The sequence below is a fragment of the Curtobacterium sp. 24E2 genome (genome assembly GCF_016925595.1).
GTDB lineage: Bacteria > Actinomycetota > Actinomycetes > Actinomycetales > Microbacteriaceae > Curtobacterium.
Genome location: NZ_CP068987.1, coordinates 3407771 through 3434332 on the forward strand (window position 1 = coordinate 3407771; position 26562 = coordinate 3434332).

The following is a 26562-nucleotide window of genomic DNA, read 5'->3' on the forward strand; positions in this document are numbered from 1 at the left end:
ACGTGACCCGTCCGACCACGGCCACCGACCTCGCGATCCGCACCACGGGCCTCCAGAAGGTCTTCCGCAAGCAGCGCGCCGTCGACGGCATCGACCTGTCGGTGCCGCGCGGCGCGGTGTTCGGGTTCCTCGGGCCGAACGGCTCCGGCAAGACGACGACCATCCGGATGCTCCTCGGGCTGTCGAGCGCGACCGGCGGCACGATCGAGGTGCTCGGTCAGTCGATGCCGAAGGCACTCCACCACGTGCTGCCGCGCGTCGGTGCCCTGGTCGAGGGGCCGGCCTTCTACCCGTACCTGTCCGGGCGCGCGAACCTGCAGCGCTTCGACGCGGCCGACCCCACGTCGGACCCGCGCACCCGCAAGGCACGCGTGGCCCACGCCCTCGACCGGGTCGGCCTGACGCACGCGGCGGACAAGAAGGCACACGCGTACTCGCTCGGCATGAAGCAGCGACTGGGCCTGGCGAACGCCCTGCTCTCCCCGCGCGACCTGCTGGTGCTCGACGAGCCGACGAACGGCCTCGACCCGCAGGGCACGCGCGAGGTGCGCAACCTCATCCGGTCCCTGGCGGACGACGGCACGACGGTGTTCGTGTCGAGCCACCTGCTCGCCGAGATCGAGCAGGTTTGCACCCACGCCGCGGTGATGCGCACCGGCAAGCTCGTCGCGCAGGGCGAACTCGACGAACTGCGGTCCGCCGGGGCGCGCACCGTGACGGTCCGCACGCCCGACGTCGGGCAGGCCGGCAGCGTGCTGACCCGACTCGGGCTCGTCCCCCGGCACGAGGGTGGCGCCGACGTCTTGGTCGCCGACCTGCCGCACGAGTTCCTGCCCGAGACCATCACCGCCGAACTCGTCCGCGCCGACGTCCGCGTCCGTGGGCTGACGGTCGGCGGCGGCACGCTCGAGGACCTGTTCGTCGCGCTCACCGGAGAGGGCTTCGATGTCGCTGCCTGACACTGCCCCTGCACTGCCCGACGCCGCTGCCGAGACACCGCGCCGGCAGCGTCCCTTCGCACTGCTCGGCTCCGAACTCGCACTGGTGTTCCGACGTCGCCGCACCTGGGCGATGCTCGGGGCGCTCGCCCTGGTGCCGATCCTGATCGCGGTCGCCGTGAAGCTGACGACCGACGGTGAGGACGGCGGCCCGGCGTTCCTCGGCGACATCACCAACAACGGCCTCTTCGTGGCGTTCACCGCGTTGACGGTGTCGATCCCGCTGTTCCTGCCGCTCACGGTCGGCGTCGTCGCGGGCGACACCGTCGCGGGCGAGGCCAGCCACGGCACCATCCGCTACCTGCTCGTCGCACCGACCGGCCGGGTGCGGTTCATCCTGGTCAAGTTCGCCGGCGCGGTCGCGTTCTGCCTGGCGGCCACGCTGCTCGTCGTGCTCGTCGGTGCGGCGATCGGTGCCGTGCTGTTCCCGATCGGTCCGGTCACCCTGCTGTCCGGCACCCAGGTCGGCGGAGCGTCGTACGCCGGTCGGGCACTGCTCCTCGCCCTCTACGTGGCGCTGTCCATGCTCGGACTCGTGGCGATCGGCATGTTCGCGTCGACGCTGACGAACGTACCGGTCGGGGCGATGGCCGCGACGGTGGTGCTGGCCGGGGCCTCCCAGGTCCTCGACCAGCTCCCCCAGCTCGACTGGCTGCACCCGTACCTGTTCTCGCACCAGTGGCTGGGATTCGGCGACCTGCTCCGCGACCCGATCTCGTTCGACTCGTTCGGGTCGAACGCGCTGCTGCAGCTCGGCTACGTCGTCGTGTTCGGCGCACTGGCGTACAGCCGGTTCGCCTCGAAGGACATCCTGAGCTGAGCCCGACCGCCGGGCCCGATCGCCAGGCCCGACCGCCGGGCCCGACCGCCGTCAGCCCGCCGGAGTCGCTGAGCCGCCCGCCATCGTCTCCGCCTCCGAGCCGCGCGCATCCGCGTAGCGGTCCCGCAGGTCGCGGGCCTTCTCGGAGCGGTACCAGTCGAGCCGCGCTCCGGTCTCGACCGTCTGCATCCCGATGACGACCTTGCCGCGTGACTTCATCTCAGCGAGGTCCTCGTACGCCTCGACGATGTACTCGAACGGGTAGAAGCCCGAGATGAGCACCTGGAAGCGGCGCTCCTGCAGGGCTTTCGCCAACGTGGTCAGGAGTTCCCGGGTCTCCTCGTCCTCTGCCGGGGCGCGCAGGAAGCGGAGCTCGATGTCGCGACGCTCGTCCGACGACACGAAGCGCTCGGACCCGACCCCGAGGCGTTCCGCCAGGAGCTCGGCGTTGCTCTCCCCGTGGTTGTCGATGAAGGCGGTGATCGGCCGGCCGTCCGCGATCGCTCGGATCCGGTCTTCCTCACCCTCGCCGTACACGACCGGCAGCGTCCCGATCTGCCGCAGGTAGTCGTGGTTGCGCGCACTACCGAGGGTGATCACGGTGGCACCGGCGTCGTGCGCCAGCTGGCTCTCGATGTGGCCGACGCCGCCCGCTGCAGCGGTGATGACGACCGTGTCGTCCGGTCCGAGGCGGAGCGATCGCACCACCGACACCGCCGTGCACCCGGCCAGGTACAGGCCACCGGCGACCTCCCACCCGACGTACTCGGGCTTCTTGATGACGGCACCACGCGGCACCGCGATCCAGTTCGCGTGCGAGCCGCCCTGCGGCGCGTGCCCCATGACCTCGTCGCCCACCCGCAGGTCCTTCACGCCGTCGCCCCGCGCCCGGACGATGCCGGCGAAGTCGACGCCCTGCCGTGCCGGGAACTCGAGCTCGATGTGGTCCCGGAGCTTCCCCTCGCGCAGGAAGCGCTCGATGTGGTTCAGCCCGGCGGCGACGATCTCGACGACGATCTCGCCGGGGCCGGCCGCCGGCTTCTCCTGCGGGACGAGCTCGACGACGCTGAAGTCGCCGTACCGGTCGTACTGGACTGCCTTGCCGTTCCGCATGGGTGCTCCTTCGCTGGCGTGTGGGTCCGGCCTACTCGGTTTCCCCGCGTGCAGCCCGAGCAGGCGGGGTACCTGCCGTGGGCGGAACCGACGAGCGGACGGGACGCCCGTGGCGGCGTCGCCACGGGCCTCCCGTCCGTCGGTCGCGCACGTCCAGTGCGGCCCACGCACCCGGTGCGCGTCGCGCGCTCAGCGCTTGCCGGCCGCTCACTGCACGCCGGCCGCTCAGTGCTTGCCGGCTGCCGCGATGACGGACGCGACGGTTTCGGCGTCGAGGTGGAACGCGAGCGGGTCGGCGTCGGGGTGTGGGACGCGCAGCGGTGTCGACCAGACGGAACCGTCCTCGGCGACGTCGACGACGAGGGCGCCGCTGTCGGCGGTCGCCGATTCCTCGTCGTACGCGCCGGTGACGTCCGTGTCGTTCGCGACCCCGGGGGCGACGAGGACCGGGACGCCTGCCAGCGATCCGGCGAAGTGGTGGTGGTAGTGCCCACCCAGGACCACGCGCACGTCGGAACCCCGGATCACGTCGGCGAGTGCGTCGGGGTTCTGCAGCCGGAGCGCCTCGTGCAGCTCGGTCGGGGCCGGCAGGGGCGGGTGGTGCAGGACGACGACCGTGCCGTGCGGGGCGTGGTCCCCGGCGAGCGCGGTGCGGAGCCGTTCGAGGCTGGCGTCGCTGAGCTCGCCGTAGCCGGCACCCGGCACGCTCGTGTCGACCGTGACGATCCTCCGGCCGGCGACGAGGGACTGCCCCCACACCGGAACGGTCGGCGGGTGGTACTCCATCGTGTGCATGACGGGGCGGCCGCCCTCGCCGAGGACGTGGCCGTTGGACAGCACCTGGCGGAAGCCCTCGCGCAGGTCGTGGTTGCCCGGGACCGCGATGAGGGCAGCGCCGTGACGTTCGGCCCAGCCGCCGACCCGCTCGAGGACGGCGGCGTAGGACTCGGGGCTGCCGTCCTCGGACACGTCGCCCGAGATGACGACGAGGCCGATGCCGGGTACCCCGTCGACGTGGGCGAGCACGCCGTCCAGCGCTGCGGTGGTGTCGACGGATCCCTGGTGCAGGGCGCCGTCGCCGGTCAGGTGGGTGTCGGAGAGGTGGAGGACGCGGAGGGTTCCCGCTGCGGGCGGCTGCATGGGTCCCACGGTAGCCACGGGGGCGATGGGTGGGCTGGGCGGGGCTGGGCTGGGGCGCTTCGTGAGCAGGAATGGTCGGGTCGGGGTATCAGACTCGACCGTTTCTGCTCACGAAGTCACCCGGGCACGCACCGGCGGACGAAGCGCGCGTAGCCGCCTGCTCCTGCCGGATGGGCCGGCCGAAGAGCATGCTCGCGAGGAACCACCGGTAGAGCTGTTGGGGCTTGCCGTCGGACAGGTCGATCCCGAGGTCCGCGGCGTGGGTCACGTCGGCCATGGACCGGACGCTACCCGTGGTGGTCAGCCGTCGGTGCGCCGCGGCCCCCAGTGCAGCGCGCCGACGACGAGCCACCCGACGAACGACAGGATCGTGACGAGCTCGACGACCACGATGAACGGCAGGTCGATCGCGACACCGGCGCCCGCGATGTACGCGTAGCTGTACGTCTGTGACGAGACGGCGCTCACGATCCACCGCACGACGACGATCACGGCGCCGATCGCCGCGAGGGCACCGAGGGCGAACTGGAACGGGTTTCGGCCACGCAGGAATCGCATCCCGCCACCGTAGAGCCGCGGGCCGACGGCGCACGACTCCCCGTCCGAGGTGTCCAGCGCTTCGTGTCCGCGCGGGGCTCACTCTGCGGCGGCGGCCAGCTGGTCCTCCAGGTTGAACACCTCGGGCAGCACCCGCGCAGTCTGGTCCGCCCGGCCCGTGGCGCCGTCGAACAGGTCCTGCATGTGCGCCTCCCACGCGGCCGCGACCTCGGAGGCCGCGAGCGACGCGTCGGCATCGGCCACCGAGTCGGTCTCGTAGTAGCCGATCAGCAGGCCGTCGTCGTCGAGGAACAGGGAGTAGTTCCGCCGCCCCGCCGACGCGATCGCCCGGAGCATCGCCGGCCAGACCGCGGCGTGCCGCTCGCGGTAGGCGTCCAGGTGCTCGGCCTGCACCTGCAGCCGGAAACAGACGCGGGTCACCGGTCGGCCTCGGCGCGGCGACGCTGCTCGGCGTCCCGCACGGCGCGCTCGTCGGCGGTGCGCACGGTGCCGGTGACGGTGGTCACGGTGCCGTACCGCTCGGCCTCGATCGCCTCGAGCGTCTTGCCCTGTGTGCGTGGCGCCCAGATGGTCCCGACCAGGAACGACATCGCGAGGAGCCCCAGGATGAGTCCGCCGAGTGCACGGAGTCCGATGTCCGACAGCAGCAGCGGGAACCAGATGCTCAGCAGACCGACCATGACCCGCGCGGCGAGGAAGAGCACACCCTGCGCACTGGCCCGGTACCGGGTGGCGAAGAGCTCGCTCGTCCAGAGGCCGTAGAACGCCTGCGCGCCGATGCCCGACGAGATGCCCCACGCCACGGCGAAGAACAGCAGCGTGCCGAGGTTCGCGGGAGCGTAGATCAGGACGGCCCAGGCGACGATCGCGAGCACCGCGCCGAGGGCGAAGAGCAACCGTCGACTGACCCGGTCGCCGTAGCGCATGAAGCCGAAGTAGGTCGCGGCGACGGTGCAGCCCCACACCAGGATCTGCAGGCCGTACTGCTCGGTGACGCTCGTGACCCCGGTGGCCGAGTACACCCGCGGCTGGAAGATGCCGGCCTGCCCGGCGACGGTGTTCCAGAGCGCGTAGACGCCGAACAGGAACAGCATCGCGGTCAGGTTCCGGCGTCGGCTGAACAGCTGGGTGATCCCGTGGAAGAAGTTCGCGGTGCCGGTCGCGGCGCGCTCGTCCTTCCAGATCGCCGACTCCGGCAGCCCGCGGCGGAGCCACCAGACGACGGCGGCGACGACGAACAGGTGCGCGAAGATGAGCCGGCTGCCGAGCAGTCCGAGGGGCGCGGCGGCGATGGCCAGCGCGAAGCCGACCATCGGGCCGATCGACCAGGCGAGCTGCGCGGTGCCGACGTGGGCGGCGCGCTTGTCCGGTGGCGCCTGCTCGGCGATGTAGGTCCAGCTCGCCGGCACCCCGGCGCCGACCGCGATGCCGGTCAGGATGAAGCCGACCAACAGCATGCCGTAGCTGCCGGCGAAGACCGCGAGCAGGATGCCGAGCATGTACAGCAGCAAGTCGTAGGTGTAGATGAACTTCCGGCCGTAGCGGTCGCACAGCGGTCCGCCGATGATGGCGCCGGCGGCCGCGCCGAACGCGTTCGCGGACAGGCTCGCCAGCAGGCCGACCTCGAGGTTGCCGACGTGGAACTGCGCTTGCCACAGGCTGAGGCTCGTGGCGATCGCGATGATCGACCCCGACTCGATGTAGTTCGACATGGCGACCGAGACGGTCGCCTTCCAGCCCGTGGTGCTCCGGGCTCCGATTCGGACCGCCATTGGTCCTCCGTTCGCGTGTTCGTTAGTGAATCGTTTCAACGGGACAGCGAGACGATAGTGCGCTCCGGCGGGCATTGGCAAGTCCGCCCGTGCGTCCGAGTCCGCGCCGAGCGGTGCGGGCCCGCGTCCGCGTGCGGCGCGCCCGCGTCCGCACGGTGCGCGGTCGCTCACTCGGTGCGAGGTTGCACGCTCCGTGCGGCGCTGCAAGCGCGCACCGAGCGGGCAACCTCGCACGCGTCGGCGCAGCACGCACGGTGCGACGCCGGGGACGAGGGCGCACGGGCGCGGCCGCACCCACGATCTCGCACCGTGCGGTGGACCTGCGCCCCACCGGACGGGAGGCCCGGGTCCAGCCCGCAGCGCGCCTCCCGTCCGCCGTTTTCCACAGATCACGGCGCGCACCACCCCGAAGCGCAGGTGCGATGCCAGGATGGCCACATGGCGGTCAGTGTGCGAGAGGTGGCAGCGCTCGCCGGCGTGTCCTTGGGCACGGTGTCGAACGTCCTGAACCGCCCCGACAAGGTGGCCCCGACCACGGTCGACCGGGTGCAGTCGGCCATCGCCACGCTCGGGTTCGTCCGCAACGACTCCGCACGCCAGCTCCGGGCCGGCCGCAGCTCCACCGTCGGCCTGATCGTGCTCGACGGCGGCAACCCGTTCTTCACCGACGTCGCGCGCGGTGCCGAAGACGCTGCGATGGACAAGGGCCTGGCGGTCCTGATCGGCAACTCCGACGAGTCCACCGACCGCGAGCGCACGTACGTCGACCTGTTCGAGGAACGCCGGGTCGCCGGCCTGCTCATCTCCCCCGCCGGTGACGACCTGTCCCGCCTCGCCCGCCTGCGCGACCAGGGCACCGCCGTCGTGCTCGTCGACCGCCGCGCCGACGACGAGCACTTCGCCTCGGTGTCGGTGGACGACGTCGCGGGCGGTCGCATCGCGGTCGAGCACCTCGCGGCCATCGGGCGGACGCGGATCGCCTTCGTCGGCGGCCCGTCCACCATCCGCCAGGTGGCCGACCGGCATGCCGGGGCACTGTCGGCGGCTCAGGTAGCGGGCATCGGGCTCGAGGTCCTGCCGACCGCGTCGCTGTCGGTGCTCGAAGGGCGTCGCATCGGCGAGGAACTCCAGGCACGCCCTCGTGCCGAGCGGCCGGACGCGGTGTTCGCGGCGAACGACCTGCTCGCGGTCGGCCTCGAACAGGCGTTCATCATGCGCGGCACGATCGCGGTGCCGGACGAGATCGCGATCGTGGGCTACGACGACATCGCCTTCGCCGAGGCAGCCGTCGTCCCGTTGACCTCGGTGCGCCAGCCCGCCCAGGACCTCGGGCGCCAGGCGATCGAGCTGTTGACGAAGCAGGTCGAGCTCGGGCAGGGCATCGACCTGGAGCACGTCGAGTTCACGCCGGAGCTCGTGGTCCGGCAGTCCTCCGTCGCCGACGCGTAGCCGAGCCTTCGCGCCTCCCGCCACCCTGCCCGGCCCTGCGGCACGGACCGGCCGCCGCTGCGGCCTACGATCGGAGCATGGTGCATGTCCCCCGGCGCGACGGCCCGCCGAGCGTGCACCACGTCGCAGCTCGCGCCGGCGTCTCGCTGGCGACGGTGTCGAACGTGCTGAACCACCCCGAGCGGGTCGCCGAGTCCACGGCCGCACGCGTGCACGACGCGATCGCCGAACTCGGGTACACGCCGAACCGCAACGCCCGGGTGCTGGCATCCGGCAGCAGCCGTTCGATCGGGCTCGTCGTGATGTCGCTCCGGAACTCGCTGTTCAGCGACATGGTCAACGGTGCGCAGCTCGCGGCCCGGAAACGCGGGTTCACGCTCCTCATCGCGAGCAGCGAGGACGATCTGCAGGCGCAGGGCGAACACCTCGCGTACCTCGAGAGCGCTCGGGTGTCCGGCATCCTGCTCGCCTCGATGACCGAGTCGCGCGATCAGGTCGAGCTCACCCGCCGGCACGGTCGGCCGGTCGTCTACGTGAACTTCGCACCGGCGACGGTCGACGCTTGCTCCGTCGTCGTCGACAACGAGCAGGCGGCCTTCCTCGCCACGGAGCACCTGATCGCCTGTGGGTGCCGACGCATCGGCTTCGTGAGCGCGCGCGCCGAGCTGCAGCCGGTGTCGCTCCGCCGAGCCGGGGTCCTCCGGGCGATCGCAGGTCACCCAGGGGTGGAACTCATCGACATCGACGCCGGTGACATCGACCCGCCCGGCGGCACCGACGCCGGTGCGCGCATCGCCGCGATGCCGCTCGCCGAGCGGCCCGACGGCGTCCTGGGCGTCACCGACCTGCTCGCGATGGCGGTCGTCTCCGAGCTCCGCGCCGCCGGCATCCGCGTACCGGAGGACATCCCGGTGTCGGGGTGCGACCACAACTCAGTGGCATGGGGCGGCGCGGTGCCGCTGACGTCGGTGACCATGCACGGTGCGGAGATGGGCGCGGCGGCGGTCGAACTGCTGCTCGAGGAACTCACCGACCCGATGCACGTCCACCGCACCGTGGTGCTCGGCAGCGAGCTCGTCCCCCGCGAGAGCACGCTCGGCCGCGCCGATGCGGCAGCAGCGCGGGCCACGGCGCCGAGCGACCCGCGCCGTACCGAGGCCTGAGCGCCCGAGTCGGTCGCCCCGAGTCTCGCGGTGTGCGCCCGCACGCCTGAGCACCCGCACGCCCGAAAGCGACAGTCCTGCGGCACGGGACGCCGTCCGGTCCGGCGAAGCGACAGATCCACGCGAACAGTTCGCGGCACAGTGTCGCTTTTGCGGGCTGCGGGCAGGGCGGGGCAGGGCGGGGCAGGGCCGGGTCTCGGACCGCGCGTCCCCGGCATGCGCGTTCCCGTAACGAAAACGGCACAGCGATTGACACGCTTCAATCGACGTGGTTCCATCCTGATTGAAACGTTCTAAACAGCAGCAACCGGAGCCCACGACGACGCGGGATCCGGGTCCGTTTCACCCGGGGTACCCCGCCCCGGGCCTTACGAGGAGGTAAGGAATGTCAGCTCGTTCCCTGACCACGAGGACGCTCACCACGAGGACGCTCACCACGCGCGCCGTCGTCAAACGTCTCGTCGCCATCGGCGGCGCCACGGTCCTGATCGGCGGGCTCGCGGCGTGTTCGTCCGGCGGTTCTGCCGACGAAGGCGGCGGCAAGGTGCAGATCACCTACCAGGCCGACAACTCACCCGCGACCGCAGCCACCGCGAAGCCGCTCATCGAGGCGTTCGAGAAGGCCAACCCGGACATCACGGTCAAGTTCGACACCCGTCCCCAGGGCACCGACGGCGACAACCTGGTGAAGACCCAGTTGTCGACCGGCGAGATGGCCGACGTCTTCAACTACAACTCCGGTTCGCTCATGCAGGCCCTCAACCCGGACAACACCCTGGTGGACCTGTCCGACGAGAGCTGGACCAAGGACGTCGACGAGCAGTTCACCAAGGTCGTCAGCACCGACAAGGGCGTCTACGGCGCCCCGTTCGGCACGAGCTTCGGCGGCGGCGTCATGTACAACAAGAAGGTCTACGCGGACCTCGGACTCAGTGTCCCCACCACGTGGGACGAGTTCATCAGCAACAGCGAGAAGATCAAGGACGCCGGCAAGGTCGCCCCGATCATCCAGACGTACGGCGACACCTGGACCAGCCAGCTGTTCGTGCTCGGCGACTTCGCCAACATCACGGCGCAGCAGAAGGACTGGGCGGAGAACTACACCGCCAACAAGGAGTCCTACGCCAAGGAGCCTGCACTCGCCGGCTTCGACCACCTCGCCGAGGGCAAGGACAAGGACCTCTACAACGAGGACTACGCCTCGGCCACGCAGGCGAACGGCCTGAAGATGCTCGCCGACGGCACCGGGGCGCAGTACCCGATGCTGACGAACGCGATCTCGACCCTGCAGCAGGACAGCCCCGACGCGGTCGAGGACATCGGAGCGTTCGCGCTGCCGGCCGAGGACGCCGACGACACGAACCTGACCATCTGGGAGCCGAACGGCCTGTACATCCCGAAGACCACCGAGGGCGACGAGCTCGCCGCGGCGAAGAAGTTCATCGCCTTCGCGAACTCGGCCGACGGCTGCAAGGTGCAGAACGACACCGGAACGCCCGGTGGCCCGTACGTCATCTCGACCTGCTCGCTGCCGGACGACGTGCCCCCGATGATCGACGACCTGCAGAAGTACCTGGACGACGGCAAGGCGAGCCCGGCACTCGAGTTCCTGTCCCCGATCAAGGGCCCGAACCTCGAGAAGATCTGCGTGCAGGTCGGCTCCGGCATCACCAACGCGGCCAAGGGTGCTGACCAGTACGACGACGACGTCGTCCAGCAGGCGCAGCAGCTCGGCATCAAGGGCTGGTGACACGGTGACCGCGACACTCACGACGGCACTCGAGCCGGCGAAGACCCGAGCGGGTTCCGGCGGGTCCGGTCCCGCGCGCAAGCGGATGCGCTCGTTCTACCCCGCGTGGTTCTTCATCCCCGCGATCGCGCTGTACGTCGTGTTCTTCGCGGTCCCCACCTTCGCCGGGTTCTACTTCTCCCTCACCCGCTGGACGCTGTTCGACCAGACCTTCATCGGTTTCGACAACTTCGTCCGGTTCTTCCAGGACCCGCAGCTCGTCTCCGGGTTCGTGCACACGTTCCAGTACGGCTTCGTGACGAGCGCGGCGAAGGTGGTCATCGGACTCGCTCTCGCCCTGCTCCTCACGTCGCCCGTGCTGGGGCGCGGCTACCTGCGGGCAGTCGTGTTCTTCCCGGTGCTGGTGTCGACGATCGGCATCGGCATCACGTTCAAGGCCCTGATGGACCCGTTCCACGGGATCATCAACGGAGTCCTCGGCTCGGTCGGCCTCCCCACACCGGGGTGGCTGACCGACCCGGCCCTCGCCCTGTGGAGCGTCGCCGCGGTGGACGTCTGGAAGGGTGTCGGCATCGCGACGCTCATCTTCATCGCCGGCATCGTGGCGATCCCGCAGGAGTACTTCGAGGCCGCACGGGTCGACGGCGCGAGCGCGTGGTCGATCTTCCGGAACATCACCCTGCCGCTGTCGCGTCCCGCGATGGGCACCGTCATCATCCTGTCGCTGATCGGCGGGCTGCGGTCCTTCGACCTGATCTGGGCGATGACCGGCGGTGGGCCAGGGTTCACCAGTGACGTCATCGCGAGCGTCATCTACAAGCAGTACCAGGCCGGGTTCTACGGCCTGTCGACCGCCGGCAACGTGGTCCTGTTCGTGGTCGTGACAGCGATCATGGTCCCGATCTCGTGGCTCCTCAACCGCAAGGAGGCGGACCTGTGACCGCCATCGTCGACCAGCGACCCACCCCGGCCGCTCCCCGCGGACGCCACCCGGGCCGGGCCCGACGGTGGATCATCGGCTCGATCGCCATCGTCGTCAGCTTCGTGGTCTTCCTGGTGCCGTTCGTCTTCGTCCTGCTGCAGGCCGCGAAGAACCCGGCCGAGGCGAACCAGCTCGGCTTCAGCCTGCCGACCGAGTGGCAGCTCTGGCAGAACCTGCAGGCCGTGTTCGGGTCCGGCGACGGTGTGATCGTCCGCGCGTTCCTGAACAGTGCGGTCCTGACCGTGGGCAGCGTGATCGTGATGGTCGTGTTCTCCGCGATGGTCGGGTACGTGCTGCAGCGTCGTCCGAGCAAGTGGAACGGCGTGATCAACTTCTTCGTCTTGGCGGGCCTCATCGTCCCGCCCGCGATCGTCCCGACGATCTGGGTGTTGCAGGGACTCAACCTGTTCAAGACCATGGGCGGGATGATCCTCATCGAGGCGACCTTCGGCCTGTCGTTCTGCATCCTGCTCTTCCGCGCGTTCGTGGCGACGATCCCGAAGGAGCTCGACGAGGCAGCCGTCCTCGACGGTGCCGGACCGATCCGCCTGTTCTTCGGCGTCGTGCTGCCGCTGCTCAAGCCGGTCATCATCACGGTCGTGCTCGTGCAGTCCGTCACGGTGTTCAACGACTTCACGAACCCGCTGTACTTCCTGCCGGGGTCCGAGAACGCCACGGTGCAGCAGACGCTCTACTCGTTCCAGAGCCAGTCGGTCAGCCAGCTCAACCTGCTGTTCACCGACGTCCTGCTCATCACGATCCCGCCGCTGATCCTCTACATCTTCTTCAACCGCCAGATCGTCGCCGGCATGACCAGCGGCGCCGTCAAGGGCTGACGCCCGACCCCCGGCCTGGAGGCGCGACCCGCCTCCGCCGCACCGCCCACCCGGGCGGGCGGCCGGGCCCATGACCCCGCTCCGGTCGACGACGACCGGTCGCGTGAAAGGACACACCCCATGACCGCCTGGACCGCACCGTTCATCACGAGCGACGCCGACCTCGGGAGCGCACCGATCCTGCGCCGTGAGTTCACCCTCGACGACGGCCACGGCGCCGTCACGAGCGCGACCCTCGACGTCAGCGCCCTCGGCGTCGTCGAGGCGTGGCTCGGTGGCGAACGCGTCTCCGACCACCTGCTCGAACCGGGGTGGACGAGCTACGAGTGGCGCATCCGCGTCGTCTCGCACGACGTCACGGCGCACCTGGCCGAGACGGCCGCGGGCAGCGCCGCCGTGCTCGCCCTCGTGCTCGGCAAGGGCTGGGCCGCCGGTCGGCTCGCCTGGGGCGGTGGCGGCGGCTGGTACGCCGACGAGCCCGCCGGGTTCGCCGAGCTCCGCATCACGTTCGCCGACGACCACGAACAGCTCGTCGCCACCGACACGGACTGGCAGGCCCTGTCCAGCGCGATCACCGCCGACCAGCTGTACGACGGCGAGGACATCGACGCACGGCTCCGCGACGGCTCCTTCCTGACGCCCGGCGAGGTCACCACGCCGAGCGTCGACGGCCACGAGGGACGCACCAGCGCCGTACGCACCGTCGACATCGGCGAGCGCGAACTCGTCGCCGACACCGTGCCGCCGGTCCGGCCCCTCGCCGAGATCGCCCCCGTCGAGGTCTGGACGAGCCCGTCCGGCGCGACGCTGATCGACTTCGGCGTGAACCTGGTCGGCTGGCTCCGTGTGACCGCCAGCGGACCGGCCGGCACCGTCCTGACCCTCAAGCACGCCGAGGTGCTCGAACACGACGAGCTCGGCACCCGCCCGCTGCGCACCGCGAAGGCGACGGACCACTTCACCCTGAGCGGCAGCGGCGCGGACGGTTCCGGCACCCCGGACGTGTTCGAGCCCCGCTTCACCTTCCACGGCTTCCGGTACGCCCAGGTCGACGGGTGGACCGGCACGCTCGACGAACTCCGTTCGGCCGTCACCGCGGTGCAGGTCGGCTCCGACCTGACCCGGACGGGCACGTTCGAGTCCAGCCACGAGCTGCTCAACACGTTCCACGACAACGTCGTCCGGGGCATGCAGGGCAACTTCCTGAGCGTCCCGACGGACTGCCCGCAGCGCGACGAGCGCCTCGGTTGGACGGGCGACATCGCGGCGTTCGCGCCGACGGCGTCCTACCTGTTCGACACCCGCGCGTTCCTGGGCGACTGGCTCCGCGACGTGTGGCTCGAGCAGCAGCACGCCGACGGGGTCATCCCGTTCGTGGTGCCGGACGTGCTCAAGTACTCCCCGCCGAGGACTTCGGCACCCCCGATGCCACCGCCATCTGGTCGGACGCCGGCGTGTGGGTGCCGTGGACCCTGTACCAGGCGTACGGCGACACCGCGGTGCTCGAGGAGCAGCTCGACTCGATGACGGCGCACCTCCGCCGCATCGAGGGCCGCCTGTCACCGGAGGGCCTGTGGGACACCGTCTTCCAGTTCGGCGACTGGCTCGACCCGGACGCCCCGCCGGAGGACGCCGCCAAGGCGAAGGCCGACCCCGGCGTCGTCGCGACGGCGTGCGCGTACCGCAGCGCGACCCTGGTGGCGCAGGCGGCGCGGTTGACGGGCCACGAGGCGGAAGCGACGGAAGCCGAGGAGCTGGCCACGGGCCTCCAGGCCGCCTTCACCGAGCACTACGTGACGGACGGTCGGATCCGCTCCGACTGCACGACCGTCTACGCGCTCGCGATCGTGTTCGGCATCCTCGACGAGGACGACGAGCGCCGTGCGGGCGACCGCCTGGCGGAGCTGGCCGAGCAGTCCGGGTACCGGATCTCGACGGGCTTCGCGGGTACGCCGTTCATCACCGACGCGCTGACGCAGACCGGCCACCTCGACGACGCCTACCGGCTGCTGCTGCAGACGGAGTGCCCGTCGTGGCTGTACCCGGTGACGATGGGTGCGACGACGGTCTGGGAACGTTGGGACTCGATGCTGCCGGACGGCACCATCAACCCGGGTGAGATGACCTCGTTCAACCACTACGCGCTCGGTGCCGTGGCGGACTGGATGCACCGGGTGGTGGGCGGCCTGTCGGCGCTCGAACCGGGGTACGCCTCCGTGCTCATCGCGCCCCAGCCGGGCGGCGGCCTGACGTGGGCGTCGACGTCGCTCGACTCCGTGCACGGGCACATCGCGGTGCGGTGGGAGCTCGTCGACGGCGAGCTCCTCGTCCGTGCACAGGTGCCGGAAGGCGTCACCGCAGTGGTGCGCCTGCCGGGTGCTGCGGAGCAGCGGCTCGGCGCCGGCTCGCACGAGCTGCGCGCGCCGGCTGCGGTGCCGGCGGCGTAGCGGGCCTGCGGACCTGCGGGGCGGAAGATGGGGCGGTCACGGTGGGCGCGCGGGACGCCTGACGGCGTCCGCCCGGCGTCGCGCCCCCGGGCGGTCTTCGCACCCCGACTCTTCGGGGCGCGAAGGCCGCAACGGGGCGCGCAGCCCGCAACCGCAGTCCGCCCCCTCGCTCCGCGAGCAACCCGCTCGTCCCGCGCTTACCCTGCGCTTACCCTGCGCTCGTCCCGCGCTCGCCCCGCATCGCGCCCCCGTGCGCGCATCGCCCCGCGCCCGCCCCGCATCGCGCCCCCGTGCGCGCATCGCGCCCCGACTCTCCGGGGCGCGAAGACCGCAACGGGGTGCGCGACGCCACACACCCCACACGGTTGCGGCAGCCCGCCGCTACCCGTACTGTATGAAACGATTCAATCGCACACGAGGAAGTACACGATGACATCGACCCCGACCTTCGCCGGCATCGCCGACCAGCTCGCACGACAGCAGATCGAGCTGCCCAGCTGGGCCTTCGGCAACTCCGGCACCCGCTTCAAGGTGTTCAGCACGCCCGGCACCCCGCGCGACCCGTACGAGAAGATCGCCGACGCTGCCCAGGTGCACCGGTACACCGGCCTCGCGCCGACCGTGGCGCTGCACATCCCGTGGGATCTCGTCGACGACTTCAGCGACCTCAAGCGGCACGCCGAAGAGCACGGCGTCGCGCTCGGGACGATCAACTCGAACACGTTCCAGGACGACGACTACAAGTTCGGTGCCCTCACCCACACTGACGCGAGCATCCGGCAGAAGGCGATCGACCACCACCTGCGCTGCATCGACGTGATGGACGCCACCGGCAGCCGCGACCTGAAGATCTGGCTCGCCGAGGGGTCGAACTACCCCGGCCAGGCCGACATGCGCGAGCGCCAGGACCGCCTGCACGAGTCGCTCAGCACGATCTACGACCGGCTCGGAGCCGACCAGCGCCTGGTGCTCGAGTACAAGTTCTTCGAGCCGTCGTTCTACCACACCGACGTGCCGGACTGGGGGACGAGCTACGTGCAGACGGCGGCACTCGGCGACAAGGCGATGGTCTGCCTCGACACCGGCCACCACGCCCCCGGCACGAACATCGAGTTCATCGTGATGCAGCTCCTGCGCCTCGGCAAGCTCGGCAGCTTCGACTTCAACTCCCGCTTCTACGCCGACGACGACCTGATCGTGGGCGCAGCGGACCCGTTCCAGCTGTTCCGCATCCTGGTCGAGGTCATCCGCGGCGGCGGCTACGACAACCACGACGTCGCGTTCATGCTCGACCAGTGCCACAACATCGAGGACAAGATCCCCGGTCAGATCCGCTCGGTGCTGAACGTGCAGGAGATGACGGCCCGGGCGCTGCTCCTCGACCGCGTGGCACTGACGGCAGCACAGGAGGCCCACGACGTCCTCGGCGCGAACGAGGTCTTCATGGACGCGTACCAGACCGACGTCCGGGCGGACCTCGCCGCGTGGCGCGAATCCCGCGGCCTGCCGGCGAACCCGATGCGGGCGTACCTGGACTCCGGGTACCAGCAGTCCATCGCCGAGGACCGCGTCGGCGGCGTCCAGGCCGGTTGGGGCGCGTAGACACATGGCACACACACTGGAGGCTCGGGTGAACCCCGCAACGCACGGCACCGACGCAGACACCACGATCAGTGCCCTCATCGCGCGCTCGAACGCGCTCGGCTCGGATCCGCGGATCACGAACTACGCCGGCGGGAACACCTCGGCGAAGGGCACCGACACCGACCCGGTCACGGGCGAGCCGGTGGAGCTGCTCTGGGTGAAGGGCTCCGGCGGCGACCTCGGCACCCTCACCCCGGCGGGCCTCGCAGTCCTGCGCGTCGACCGCGTCCGTGCACTCCGGGACATGTACGCATCAGACACAGGCCCGGGGGTGGAGCGCGAGGACGAGATGGTCGCCGCGTTCGACTACACGCTGCACGGCAAGGGCGGTGCGGCACCGTCGATCGACACGGCGATGCACGCCCTGGTCGACGCCGCGCACGTCGACCACCTGCACCCGGACGCCGGCATCGCCATCGCGACGGCGGCGGACGGACCAGCCCTGACGTCGACGATCTTCGGCGACACGGTGGTGTGGGTGCCGTGGCGCCGGCCCGGGTTCCAGCTCGGGCTCGACATCGCCGCGATCAAGCGGGACAACCCCAGGCGATCGGCACGGTCCTCGGCGGCCACGGCATCACCGCGTGGGGTGCCACCAGCGACGAAGCCGAGGCGAACTCGCGCTGGATCATCAACACCGCCGAGCAGTACATCGCCGAGCACGGCGCCGGCCAGCCGTTCGGTGCGGTCCGACCGGGCTTCGAAGCACTGCCGACCGACGATCGCCACGCTCGTGCGGCGGCGCTCGCACCGACGGTCCGCGGCATCGCCGGGCACGACAAGCCCGTGGTGGGTCACTTCACCGACAGTGACGTCGTGCTCGACTTCCTGGCGTCGTCGCGCGCCGAGGAGCTCGCCGCGCTCGGCACGAGCTGCCCGGACCACTTCCTGCGCACCAAGGTGAAGCCGCTCATCCTCGACCTGCCCGCTTCGGCGAGCATCGACGACACCATCGAGCGGCTGCGGACGCTGCACCAGCAGTACCGCGAGGACTACCAGGCCTACTACGACCGTCACGCCGACGAGACGAGCCCGGCGATCCGCGGCGCCGACCCGCTCATCGTGCTGGTGCCCGGCGTCGGGATGTTCTCGTACGGCAAGGACGCCCAGACCGCCCGCGTCGCCGGGGAGTTCTACGTCAACGCGATCAACGTCATGCGCGGCGCCGAGTCGCTGAGCACCTACGACCCCATCGACGAGGCCGAGAAGTTCCGCATCGAGTACTGGGCCCTCGAAGAGGCGAAGCTGCAGCGGATGCCGGCCCCCAAGAAGCTCGCCACCCGCATCGCCCTGGTCACCGGCGCCGCCAGCGGCATCGGCAAGGCGATCGCGAAGCGCCTGGCCGCCGAGGGCGCCGCGGTCGTCATCGCCGACCTCGACCTGACGAAGGCGCAGGAAGCGGCAGCCGAGATCGGTGACCCGGACCAGGCGATCGGCGTCGCGGCGAACGTGACGGACGCCGGCGCGATCGACCAAGCGGTCCAGCAGACGCTGCTGCACTTCGGCGGCCTCGACCTCGTCGTCAACAACGCCGGACTGTCGCTCAGCAAGAGCCTGCTCGAGACCACCGAACAGGACTGGGACCTGCAGCACGACGTCATGGCGAAGGGGTCGTTCCTGGTGTCCAAGGCGGCGGCGAAGGTCCTCATCGAGCAGGGCCTCGGCGGCGACATCGTGTACATCTCGTCGAAGAACTCGGTGTTCGCCGGTCCGAACAACATCGCGTACTCGGCGACCAAGGCCGACCAGGCGCACCAGGTCCGGTTGTTGGCGGCGGAGCTCGGTGAGCACGGCGTCCGCGTCAACGGGATCAACCCCGACGGCGTCGTCCGTGGCTCGGGGATCTTCGCGAGCGGCTGGGGAGCGAACCGCGCGAAGACCTACGGCATCGAGGAGCAGGACCTCGGCGCGTTCTACGCCCAGCGCACGATCCTCAAGCGCGAGGTCGTGCCGGAGAACGTCGCGAACGCCGTCTACGCCATCTGCACCGACGACTTCTCGCACACGACCGGGTTGCACGTGCCCGTCGACGCGGGCGTCGCCGCCGCGTTCCTGCGCTGATGTCCGACAAGAGGTAGTCACATGTCCACCAGCGGTACCGTCGCCGCCGTCGACCTCGGGGCCACCAGCGGCCGGGTGATCCTCGGGCACGTCGACACCGACGGTGTCCGGATGGAGCACGTCGCCCGGTTCCCGAACGGCTCCGTGACCCTGCACGAGCACGACCGCGAGGCCCTGCACTGGGACGTCGTCGAGCTCCACCGGCAGGTGACCGACGGCCTCCGTCAGGCGTTCGCCACGCATCCGGCGATCGTCAGCATCGGCATCGACTCGTGGGCGGTCGACTACGGCCTGCTGCGCGACGGTCGGCTGCTCGGGCTGCCGTACCACTACCGTGACGAGCGGCACGAGGGCGGCGTCGACCGTGTGCACCGACGGATGGACGCCGCCGAGCTGTACGCCCGGAACGGTCTGCAGCACCTGCCCTTCAACACGGTGTTCCAGTTCGCCGCCGACCCGTCGCTGCAGCTCGCGCAGCGGGCGCTGCTCGTCCCCGACCTGCTCGGCTACTGGCTCACCGGTGTCGAGGCGGCCGAGCGCACGAACGCCTCGACGACCGGGGTCCTGAACGCGACGACCCGTGGATGGGACCCGGCGTTGCGGGCTGCTGCGGGCCTCCCGGCCGGCTTCCTGCCCACCCTGCGCGACCCGGGCGACCGACTCGGCCCCCTGCTGCCGTCCGTCGCCGACGCCGTCGGCGGGAAGGCAGCCGTCACGCTCGTCGGCTCGCACGACACGGCCTCCGCCGTCGTCGCGGTCCCCGCGACCGACCCGGACTTCGCGTACATCTCGTCCGGCACCTGGTCGCTCGTCGGCGTCGAGCTCGACGCACCCGTCCTGTCGGACGCGGCGCGCGACGCGAACTGCACCAACGAGGGCGGGGTCGACGGCCGCGTCCGGTTCCTGAAGAACGTGTCCGGCCTGTGGCTGCTGTCCGAGAGCGTCCGCACCTGGGAGCGTGACGGCGCTCCGCTCGACCTGGAGGCCCTGCTCGCCTCCGCCGCGGCCGTCACGGCCCCGGTCCCCGTCTTCGACCCCGCCGACGAGTCGTTCACGGCGCCCGGCGACATGCCCGCGCGCATCGCCGCCTGGTGCGGCGACCACGGGCTGAGCGCGCCCGCGTCGCGGGCCGAGTTCGTGCGCTCGATCCTCGAGTCGCTGGCCGCCGCGTACGCGGAGACACTCGCGACGATCAGCACCATCACGGGCAAAGACGTCCGACAGGTGCACATCGTCGGCGGCGGATCGCAGAACCGGCTGCTCTGCCAGCTGACGGCCGACCGCACCGGACTGCCCGTCCTGGCCGGGCCCGTCGAGGCGACGGCGCTCGGCAACATCCTGGTGCAGGCGCGGGCTGCCGGCCTCGGCGGACTCGGCGGCGCATCACTCGAGGCCCTCCGCGCGACGATCGCGCGCACCGTCGAGCCCGTCCGGTACACCCCTCGGGCTTCCCACACCTCCCCACAATCCGCTCCGAGACGTAGGATGTCTGCATGACCTCGATCGACGACCAGCACCGAGTCGACCCCGCGACCGGGGCTCCGGCAGCGACCCCAGGGGCACCGTCGACCCGGCGCACACCGATCAAGCGGCAACTGCCGACCGTGCGCGACCTCGCGCCGCTCATGCAGTTCAAGAAGCCCTCGCTGCCGGGTCGGCGACAGCGTCTCGAGTCGGCGCTGACGATCTGGGACCTGCGCGACATCGCCGCACGCCGCACGCCGAAGGCCGCGTTCGACTACACCGAGGGCGCCGCCGAGGCCGAGATCTCACTCGCGCGCGCCCGCCAGGCGTTCGAGGACATCGAGTTCACGCCCGCGATCCTGCGCGACGTGTCGTCCGTGGACACCTCGCGCTCGGTGTTGGGTGCACCGGTCGCGTACCCGTTCGGCATCGCCCCCACCGGGTTCACGCGCATGATGCAGACCGAGGGCGAGCGTGCCGGTGCCCGGGCAGCCGGACGCGCGGGCATCCCGTTCTCACTCTCCACCATGGGCACCACGGCCATCGAGGACGTCCGCGATGCCAACCCGAACGGCCGCAACTGGTTCCAGCTGTACATGTGGAAGGACCGCGAGAAGTCGATGGCGCTGGTCTCCCGCGCCGAGAAGGCCGGGTTCGACACGCTGCTCGTCACCGTGGACGTGCCCGTCGCCGGCGCGCGCCTGCGGGACAAGCGCAACGGCTTCTCGATCCCGCCGCAGCTCAGCGCCCGGACCGTGCTGAACGCCATCCCGCGGCCGTGGTGGTGGTTCGACTTCCTGACCACCGAGCCCCTGGCGTTCGCGTCGCTCGACCGCTGGTCCGGCACCGTCGGGGAGCTCCTCGACCACATGTTCGACCCCACCGTCACCTACGAGGACCTCGCCTGGATCCGCGACCAGTGGAAGGGCAAGGTCGTCGTGAAGGGCGTGCAGTCCCTGGCCGACGCCCGTCGCCTGGCGGACATGGGCGTCGACGGGATCACGCTGTCGAACCACGGCGGACGCCAGCTCGACCGGGCACCCGTGCCGTTCCACCTGCTGCCCTCCGTGGTGAAGGAGGTCGGCATGGACACCGAGGTGCACCTCGACACCGGCATCATGTCGGGCGCCGACATCGTCGCCGCCGTGGCGCTCGGTGCGAAGTTCACCATGGTCGGCCGGGCGTACCTGTACGGGCTGATGGCGGGCGGTGAGGCGGGCGTCGACCGGATGATCCAGATCCTGTCGGAGCAGATCGAGCGCACGATGCGGCTGCTCGGGGTGACGTCGCTCGACGAGCTCGAGCCCGGGCACGTGACGCAGCTGCAGCGGTTGCAGCCGGTGCCGCGCGGCTGAGGCTGCGGGCTGACCCGAGACTCGGGGTGGGCGACGGTTCCCGCGGCTTCGGCCGCGAGTCCGGTCGCCCACCCCGAGTCTCGTGTGCTCGCCGTTCACCGGGCGTTCGCGCGCGGATTCGGGCGATTACCCCCGAACGGGGCACAAATGATGCAAGATGTCCGTGGACGCGTCACCGAACCCCTCGGCATCCTGCCCCCTGGCGCGCCCGTCCCCTCCCCGCATCCTGCGCCCGAGCACCACGAGGAGCCCAACATCTCGACCCGAAGCACGTGCACGCCCATGCGCGGCACGACCCCCGCGACCACCACGCCCATCACCTCCACCACCGAACGGCACACCCGATGAGCCGCCGTCGCGCGATCCTGGCGGCAGCGACCGCCGGTTGCCTGGCACTCGGAGTCCCCACCGCCTCCGCCGCCTCCGCCGACAGCTGGTGGGGCTGGGGCGGACACCGCCACGGGCAGCACGCCCCGGTGACCCCCACTCCCACCCCTCGGACACTGCGACCCCGGCCCCGTCGGACGACGACGAGTCGGACGCGACGCCGACGGAGACGCCCGCGCCGACCGCCGAGGCCGCGCCGATCGAGGACACCACCCCGACCGAAGCCGCGGAGCCGGAAGCCGAGGTCTCGGCCGAACCGCAGGACGAGGTCGCCGACACCTCCGCTGCGCCCGCCGCCTCGTTCGTCGAGGACTTCACCACCGACGCCGTCACCGGCCTCGTCTCGCGGCTCTACCCGCAGTCGTGGCAGCCCTACCCCGACGGCACCTCCGGTATCTACGCGCCGAGCAAAACCGTGTCGGTGCACGACGGCGTCATGGACGTCGCGCTCGGCACCGGAGCCGGAGCGGCCGGCACCTTCGGGTCCTCCGCCGGAGCCTGGGACCACGTCGGCGGCTCGTTCTCCGTCCGCGCCAAGGCCACCGGTGGCGACGGCAACGGCGCGGCGTTCATGCTGTGGCCGACGTCGGGCACCTGGTCCGACGGCGAGATCGACTTCCCCGAGGGCAACTTCGAGGACAGCCCCTCGGCCTTCCACCACTCGATGACCCCGGGCAAGGAAGCCGACCGCGTCCAGATCGGCACCGGCGTCTCGTGGCGCGACTGGCACACCTACACGGTGGATTGGGTGCCCGGAGAGTCGGTCACCTACAGCGTCGACGGCAAGGTCCTCGACACCGTCACCCACGACGTGCCGACGACCCCGCACCGCTTCATGTTCCAGGTCGGCAACTGGGGCGACCAGGGCAACCTGCTCATCGACTGGGTCTCCACCACGGAGTGAGCGCTCGGCCCACTGAGTGAGCAGAAGACGTCGGGTCCCTCGCGGGTACCCGACGTCTTCTGCTCACTGGGTCCTGTCCCGTCGTCATCGATGCCGGGGTCGGACTCGGGACGGATGCACGTCGCGTCGCCCGGATCGCACGACGAAGGGCTCCAGGAACGAGCCGGGAGAGGTGTTGTCTCGATCCCGGCCCGCCAGGGTCGCAGTGGTGAGCTGGCCCTCGTCGGGTACCGTTCCGACCCGATCGGTTCAGCACCCGATCTCACCGTCCTCAGGGCACATGGGCACGAGCACAGACACCCGCACGATCCGGCCACGGCCGGCGCGGGGTAGACCCACCGGCGAGCGACCTCGGTCAACGGCGTCGCGGTGTCGGACGCGTGCAGTTCGGCGCCGTACTGCTGCGTCATCAGGCCGGGTGGCCACGCCTCGTGGTGGGGTGGGAAGACCGGTCGGGCATGCGTTCGGGTCGATGCCCGACCGGTGGTACGGGACGACTCGACGGCAACACGTCGAGCGAGAGGCTGCGCGCAGATCGTTGCTCCTTGGTCGTCATCGGAGACGTCAGATGTTCCGGCGACCAAGGGCTGGGGCAGCTGCTCGCAACCGTAGGGGTGCGGCGTTTCGAGCCGCAAGGCCAGCTCGGCGTCCTGCGCAATGCGGCTGCACGCTCAGTGGCGGACCAGATGGGAACGGCAGACCCCTCGATCGTCCCCCGTCACGAACTGTGCTGCTGACCCGCGGACTCGGTGGCGGCGGCGGCGGCGGGCAGGATGGTGTCGCGCGCGACCACCGCGCGGGCGAGTTCAGCGAGGGGCTGTTGGTGGGAGCGTGCGTGCTGGCGGAGGAGCTGGAACGCGGTGTCCATGTCGACCTGGTGCGTGTGCGAGATGAACCCCTTGGCCTGCTCGATCACGACACGGGTGTTCAGCGCACGTTGCAGCTGCTCCTGCGCGAGGGCGGCGTGGTCGACGCTGCGCTGCTGCAGGATGCTGATCGTCGCGACGTCCGTCAGTGCCCGCGCGGCGATGGCATCCTCCTCGTTGAGCTCGCCCGGGGATTCGCGGAACAGGTTCATCGACCCGAGCGTGGTGTCGCGCAGGCGGAGCGGGATGGAATGCACAGATGCGTAGCCAGCCAGCTCGGACGCTGCAGCGAAGTGCGGCCACCGGCGGCGCATCTCGTCGGCGTTCGCCACGGACACAGCCGCACCGGTGGTGAACGCTTCCACGCACGGGCCCTCGCCGGCCTCGAGCTGCATCAGTCCGATGAGGTTGCTGCGTTCGCTCGTCGACACGATGACCTCGAGCTGCTGCCGCGGATTGGCGAGCATGATGCCGGCAGCAGAAGCGTCGAACAGGTCAGTGGCGTTGTCGACCAGGGACTGCAGCAGTTCGACGACGTCGTACTCGGCGACGAGCGTGTCGGTGACGGTCACGAACGCGTCGACGAGTCGGTGCTCTCGGGTGTGGGTCATGTCTGCTTCCTTCCCTACGGTGCAACGTCGTTGCGGTCGGTGAAATCGACGACCCGGGCGACGACGTCGGCGGCGAGGCTGCGAACGGGACGACCGGCGGCGAACGCATGACCTCGGAGGATCAGCAAGGCGTCGTCTGCGTCGGCGCCGGTCTGCGCTGCGAGCATGCCCGATGCTTGATGGACCTCACGGCGAGAGTATGCCCCGGCGGCCGCGTCCGAGCCGCCGTCTGCTCCGGATTCGACGCGCAGCAACGCACGGCGGAGCACTTCGCGGGCCGCGGCCTCGGTCAACGCGAGCGCCTCCTGGACCGGCTGATCTTCCAGGGTGCCGGGGACGCGCATGTAGAGGTCCACGACGCCGATGTCGAGCGTGTCGAGGCGCATCGGGAACGCGAACACCGCCCCCAGCCCGGCCTCCCGCATCGCTTGCAACGCGACCGGCCACCGCGCGGAAGTCGCGGCCTGCACGTCGGGTTCGAGGACCGGCGTGCGAGTGCGCACCGCTTCCCAGCAGGGTCCTTCGCCGAGATCGAGCTGGATCTCGTCCAGCTGCGCCGCGGTCGCGTCGCTGGCGCACACGGTCTCGGACCCGAACGGGTTCCCCACCGTGGAGATCGCAACACCCGTCACCGGCAGCGCCGACAGGAACGGTGCGCACAAGTCATCACCGACGTCGGCGCCGTGCAGTGCGGCGGCGGCGCGGGTGAAGTCGTCGCTCGGGGGCATCAGCTCGCACCTCGAACACCCTGGATGCTGCGCAACCGGTCCTGTCCGCGCACGGCTCATCTCCTCGCTGTCACCAGCGCGGGGTCCGGGCACCGTGGTCGCCGCCCACCGTACTGCCCTGCACTGCATGCGGTGCATCCGGAACACGCGGTGTGCCTTGCGACGCACACGTCCCGGCCCTACGTTGGCTGGCAGCTGCCCCAGCCCCTGGTCGCCGGAACCACCCGGATTCTCGATGACGAACAGGGATGACACCGTGACCACGCAGCGCTTCGACCTCAGCGGTTCGCCGTTTCCGCACCATGGACCACCGGTCGGGCGCGCCCCTGATCCCGTGCCCGACCGGTACACCTTCCCCGACAGCCGCTGGCCCGACTTTGCGCCCATCGTGCGCGCGGTCGAAGAGGCGCCGTGATGCCGTCCACGTACGCGCCGCCGGCGCGCTTCGATGAACACCCGACCACCCGTGAGACGTGGCGTCGTCGGACCGGCCTGACCGATCCGGCTGTGATCGCTCGTGCGGTGCAACGCAGGGTGGCAGCCGTTCCCGGCGAGCCGCGGTACGTGGACTTCTTCCATGCATCCTGAACCGCACACCACGCACCACCGAAACGGGCCAGCACTCACAGCCACCGCGATCATCGCGGTGCTCATCGGGGCGGTACTCACCATCGCCGCGTGGGGCACGCTCTTCAGCGTCGCCGGCGTCGCGGTAGGACTCCTCGGACTCCTCACCGCGCTCGTCGGCCTCATGATGGTCCGCTCGGCCTCCCGCTGACCTGACCGGTCCCGACATCCAGAGCGGTGCTCGCGCCGTCCGGCACGGCATCGAGCACTCGGGAATGGAAGTGCGTGTTGTGGTTCCAGCGCCGCTCCGGACCCGGGACGCCCTGGCTCACGGACTGCTGGACTGCTGCACGGTCCAGGTTCCGCGCAGGGCTGTCAGCAGGTGGTCGATGTTCCGCAGTGCCCGTCGGGTCTCCCAGACGGAGTACGCGCACATCCCCACGAACAGCCCCAGCAGCAACCACCACCACGGGCTGATCACGAGTGCTGCCCAGACCGAGAACGCTGCGAACAGCACGCCCGCGATCGGGACGACCACCCGGTTGTTGCGGTACCGCCACCGGGTCGAGTCGAGCTCGCGTGCCCACACCACGGGATCGGCAGACTCCGGCAGGACGCCGGTCCGGACGGCGCGCTGGATGCCCACCGCCGTCTCAGTGCCGCCTGCTCGACGTCGTCGGATCGCGATCGCGATGCCGAACCCCGCGGTCGCGATCGTCGCGTACGCGATCGCACCGATCGCCCGCTCGAAAGGCACGAAGTCATCGGAGCCGGTGAGGAGGCCCGTCGCGAACCACACCGACCACAGCACCACGAACAGGATGGGCAGCAGCGCCGGCAACGGCAGCCTTCGGAAGCGGTCCACGGTGTCCCCTCGTCGTGTTCGAGTCGTCCTCGGTTCTTCCACGATGCCGACGACATCCGGGAGTCCGCTGGGTACTCGCGCT

Annotated in this window: 24 protein-coding genes and 1 pseudogene; 16 read left to right on the forward strand and 9 right to left on the reverse strand. The window is 70.6% G+C overall.

Features of this window, described 5'->3' with window-relative positions:
• The first annotated feature begins 2 nt into the window (after positions 1-2).
• A complete protein-coding gene (locus tag JN350_RS16690) occupies positions 3-959 on the forward strand; it encodes an ABC transporter ATP-binding protein (RefSeq protein ID WP_205462881.1) in 957 nt (318 codons plus the stop codon).
• Entirely contained in the window at positions 946-1818 is an 873-nt protein-coding gene (locus JN350_RS16695) for an ABC transporter permease (RefSeq protein WP_205462882.1), read from the forward strand. Before JN350_RS16690 ends, JN350_RS16695 begins: the two co-directional genes overlap by 14 nt.
• 51 nt (positions 1819-1869) lie before the next feature.
• Here JN350_RS16695 and JN350_RS16700 read toward each other — a convergent pair whose 3' ends face one another.
• From JN350_RS16700 to JN350_RS16725, 6 genes are all read right to left on the reverse strand, one after another.
• Positions 1870-2931, reverse strand: coding sequence for an NADP-dependent oxidoreductase (locus JN350_RS16700; protein WP_205462883.1), 1062 nt, complete (start codon positions 2929-2931; stop codon positions 1870-1872).
• 225 nt (positions 2932-3156) lie between these two features.
• Positions 3157-4071 carry a metallophosphoesterase gene (locus JN350_RS16705; RefSeq protein WP_205462884.1) on the reverse strand — a complete coding sequence of 305 codons (915 nt, stop codon included), beginning with the start codon at positions 4069-4071 and terminating at the stop codon, positions 3157-3159.
• A gap of 88 nt (positions 4072-4159) precedes the next feature.
• On the reverse strand, positions 4160-4348 hold the full coding sequence (locus JN350_RS16710; protein ID WP_205462885.1) for a hypothetical protein: 189 nt from the start codon (positions 4346-4348) through the stop codon (positions 4160-4162).
• A 23-nt stretch (positions 4349-4371) separates the two neighbouring features.
• Positions 4372-4629, reverse strand: a complete 258-nt coding sequence (locus tag JN350_RS16715) for a hypothetical protein (protein WP_205462886.1) — start codon at positions 4627-4629, stop codon at positions 4372-4374.
• Between the two features lie 78 nt (positions 4630-4707).
• On the reverse strand, positions 4708-5049 hold the full coding sequence (locus JN350_RS16720; protein WP_205462887.1) for an L-rhamnose mutarotase: 342 nt from the start codon (positions 5047-5049) through the stop codon (positions 4708-4710).
• Positions 5046-6401: an MFS transporter gene (locus JN350_RS16725; protein ID WP_205462888.1), complete on the reverse strand. Its 1356-nt coding sequence runs from the start codon at positions 6399-6401 to the stop codon at positions 5046-5048. The genes JN350_RS16720 and JN350_RS16725 overlap by 4 nt, the downstream gene beginning before the upstream one ends.
• 438 nt (positions 6402-6839) lie before the next feature.
• Here JN350_RS16725 and JN350_RS16730 point away from each other — a divergent pair, with 438 nt between their 5' ends.
• The 12 genes and pseudogenes from JN350_RS16730 to JN350_RS16780 all read left to right on the forward strand — a co-directional run bounded on the left by JN350_RS16730 (position 6840) and on the right by JN350_RS16780 (position 22843).
• A complete protein-coding gene (locus tag JN350_RS16730; RefSeq protein WP_205462889.1) occupies positions 6840-7850 on the forward strand; it encodes a LacI family DNA-binding transcriptional regulator in 1011 nt (336 codons plus the stop codon).
• A gap of 77 nt (positions 7851-7927) precedes the next feature.
• Positions 7928-9013 carry a LacI family DNA-binding transcriptional regulator gene (locus JN350_RS16735; protein ID WP_205462890.1) on the forward strand — a complete coding sequence of 362 codons (1086 nt, stop codon included), beginning with the start codon at positions 7928-7930 and terminating at the stop codon, positions 9011-9013.
• 385 nt (positions 9014-9398) lie between these two features.
• Positions 9399-10763 carry an ABC transporter substrate-binding protein gene (locus tag JN350_RS16740; RefSeq protein WP_205462891.1) on the forward strand — a complete coding sequence of 455 codons (1365 nt, stop codon included), beginning with the start codon at positions 9399-9401 and terminating at the stop codon, positions 10761-10763.
• Positions 10764-10767: 4 nt separating this feature from the next.
• Positions 10768-11703 carry a carbohydrate ABC transporter permease gene (locus tag JN350_RS16745; RefSeq protein WP_240347385.1) on the forward strand — a complete coding sequence of 312 codons (936 nt, stop codon included), beginning with the start codon at positions 10768-10770 and terminating at the stop codon, positions 11701-11703.
• A 5-nt stretch (positions 11704-11708) separates the two neighbouring features.
• Entirely contained in the window at positions 11709-12581 is an 873-nt protein-coding gene (locus JN350_RS16750) for a carbohydrate ABC transporter permease (protein WP_205464498.1), read from the forward strand.
• Positions 12582-12701: 120 nt separating this feature from the next.
• The gene (locus JN350_RS16755) at positions 12702-14108 is read left to right on the forward strand and encodes a family 78 glycoside hydrolase catalytic domain (RefSeq protein WP_275897999.1); all 1407 of its coding nucleotides are present in this window, start codon (positions 12702-12704) and stop codon (positions 14106-14108) included.
• Complete coding sequence (locus tag JN350_RS20320) at positions 14036-15028, forward strand: alpha-L-rhamnosidase-related protein (protein ID WP_461963236.1); 993 nt, start codon at positions 14036-14038, stop codon at positions 15026-15028. Before JN350_RS16755 ends, JN350_RS20320 begins: the two co-directional genes overlap by 73 nt.
• 429 nt (positions 15029-15457) lie before the next feature.
• Positions 15458-16630 carry an L-rhamnose isomerase gene (rhaI, locus tag JN350_RS16760; protein ID WP_205462892.1) on the forward strand — a complete coding sequence of 391 codons (1173 nt, stop codon included), beginning with the start codon at positions 15458-15460 and terminating at the stop codon, positions 16628-16630.
• 4 nt (positions 16631-16634) lie between these two features.
• Positions 16635-18733 (forward strand): annotated as a pseudogene (locus JN350_RS16765) (bifunctional aldolase/short-chain dehydrogenase).
• A 21-nt stretch (positions 18734-18754) separates the two neighbouring features.
• Positions 18755-20230, forward strand: a complete 1476-nt coding sequence (locus JN350_RS16770) for a rhamnulokinase (protein WP_205462893.1) — start codon at positions 18755-18757, stop codon at positions 20228-20230.
• 128 nt (positions 20231-20358) lie between these two features.
• Positions 20359-21552: an alpha-hydroxy acid oxidase gene (locus JN350_RS16775; protein WP_240347752.1), complete on the forward strand. Its 1194-nt coding sequence runs from the start codon at positions 20359-20361 to the stop codon at positions 21550-21552.
• Positions 21553-21988: 436 nt separating this feature from the next.
• Positions 21989-22843 carry a family 16 glycosylhydrolase gene (locus JN350_RS16780; protein ID WP_240347386.1) on the forward strand — a complete coding sequence of 285 codons (855 nt, stop codon included), beginning with the start codon at positions 21989-21991 and terminating at the stop codon, positions 22841-22843.
• Positions 22844-23561: 718 nt separating this feature from the next.
• On the opposite strand, the gene JN350_RS16785 is transcribed toward JN350_RS16780, so the two are convergent.
• Positions 23562-24320, reverse strand: coding sequence for a GAF and ANTAR domain-containing protein (locus tag JN350_RS16785; RefSeq protein ID WP_205462896.1), 759 nt, complete (start codon positions 24318-24320; stop codon positions 23562-23564).
• A gap of 14 nt (positions 24321-24334) precedes the next feature.
• Positions 24335-25048: a GAF and ANTAR domain-containing protein gene (locus JN350_RS16790; RefSeq protein ID WP_205462897.1), complete on the reverse strand. Its 714-nt coding sequence runs from the start codon at positions 25046-25048 to the stop codon at positions 24335-24337.
• Positions 25049-25304: 256 nt separating this feature from the next.
• On the opposite strand from JN350_RS16790, the gene JN350_RS16795 reads away from it, so the two are divergent.
• The gene (locus JN350_RS16795; RefSeq protein ID WP_205462898.1) at positions 25305-25463 is read left to right on the forward strand and encodes a hypothetical protein; all 159 of its coding nucleotides are present in this window, start codon (positions 25305-25307) and stop codon (positions 25461-25463) included.
• A 162-nt stretch (positions 25464-25625) separates the two neighbouring features.
• Positions 25626-25826, forward strand: a complete 201-nt coding sequence (locus JN350_RS16800) for a hypothetical protein (RefSeq protein ID WP_205462899.1) — start codon at positions 25626-25628, stop codon at positions 25824-25826.
• A gap of 117 nt (positions 25827-25943) precedes the next feature.
• On the opposite strand, the gene JN350_RS16805 is transcribed toward JN350_RS16800, so the two are convergent.
• Positions 25944-26480, reverse strand: coding sequence for a hypothetical protein (locus JN350_RS16805; RefSeq protein WP_205462900.1), 537 nt, complete (start codon positions 26478-26480; stop codon positions 25944-25946).
• Positions 26481-26562 lie beyond the last annotated feature (82 nt).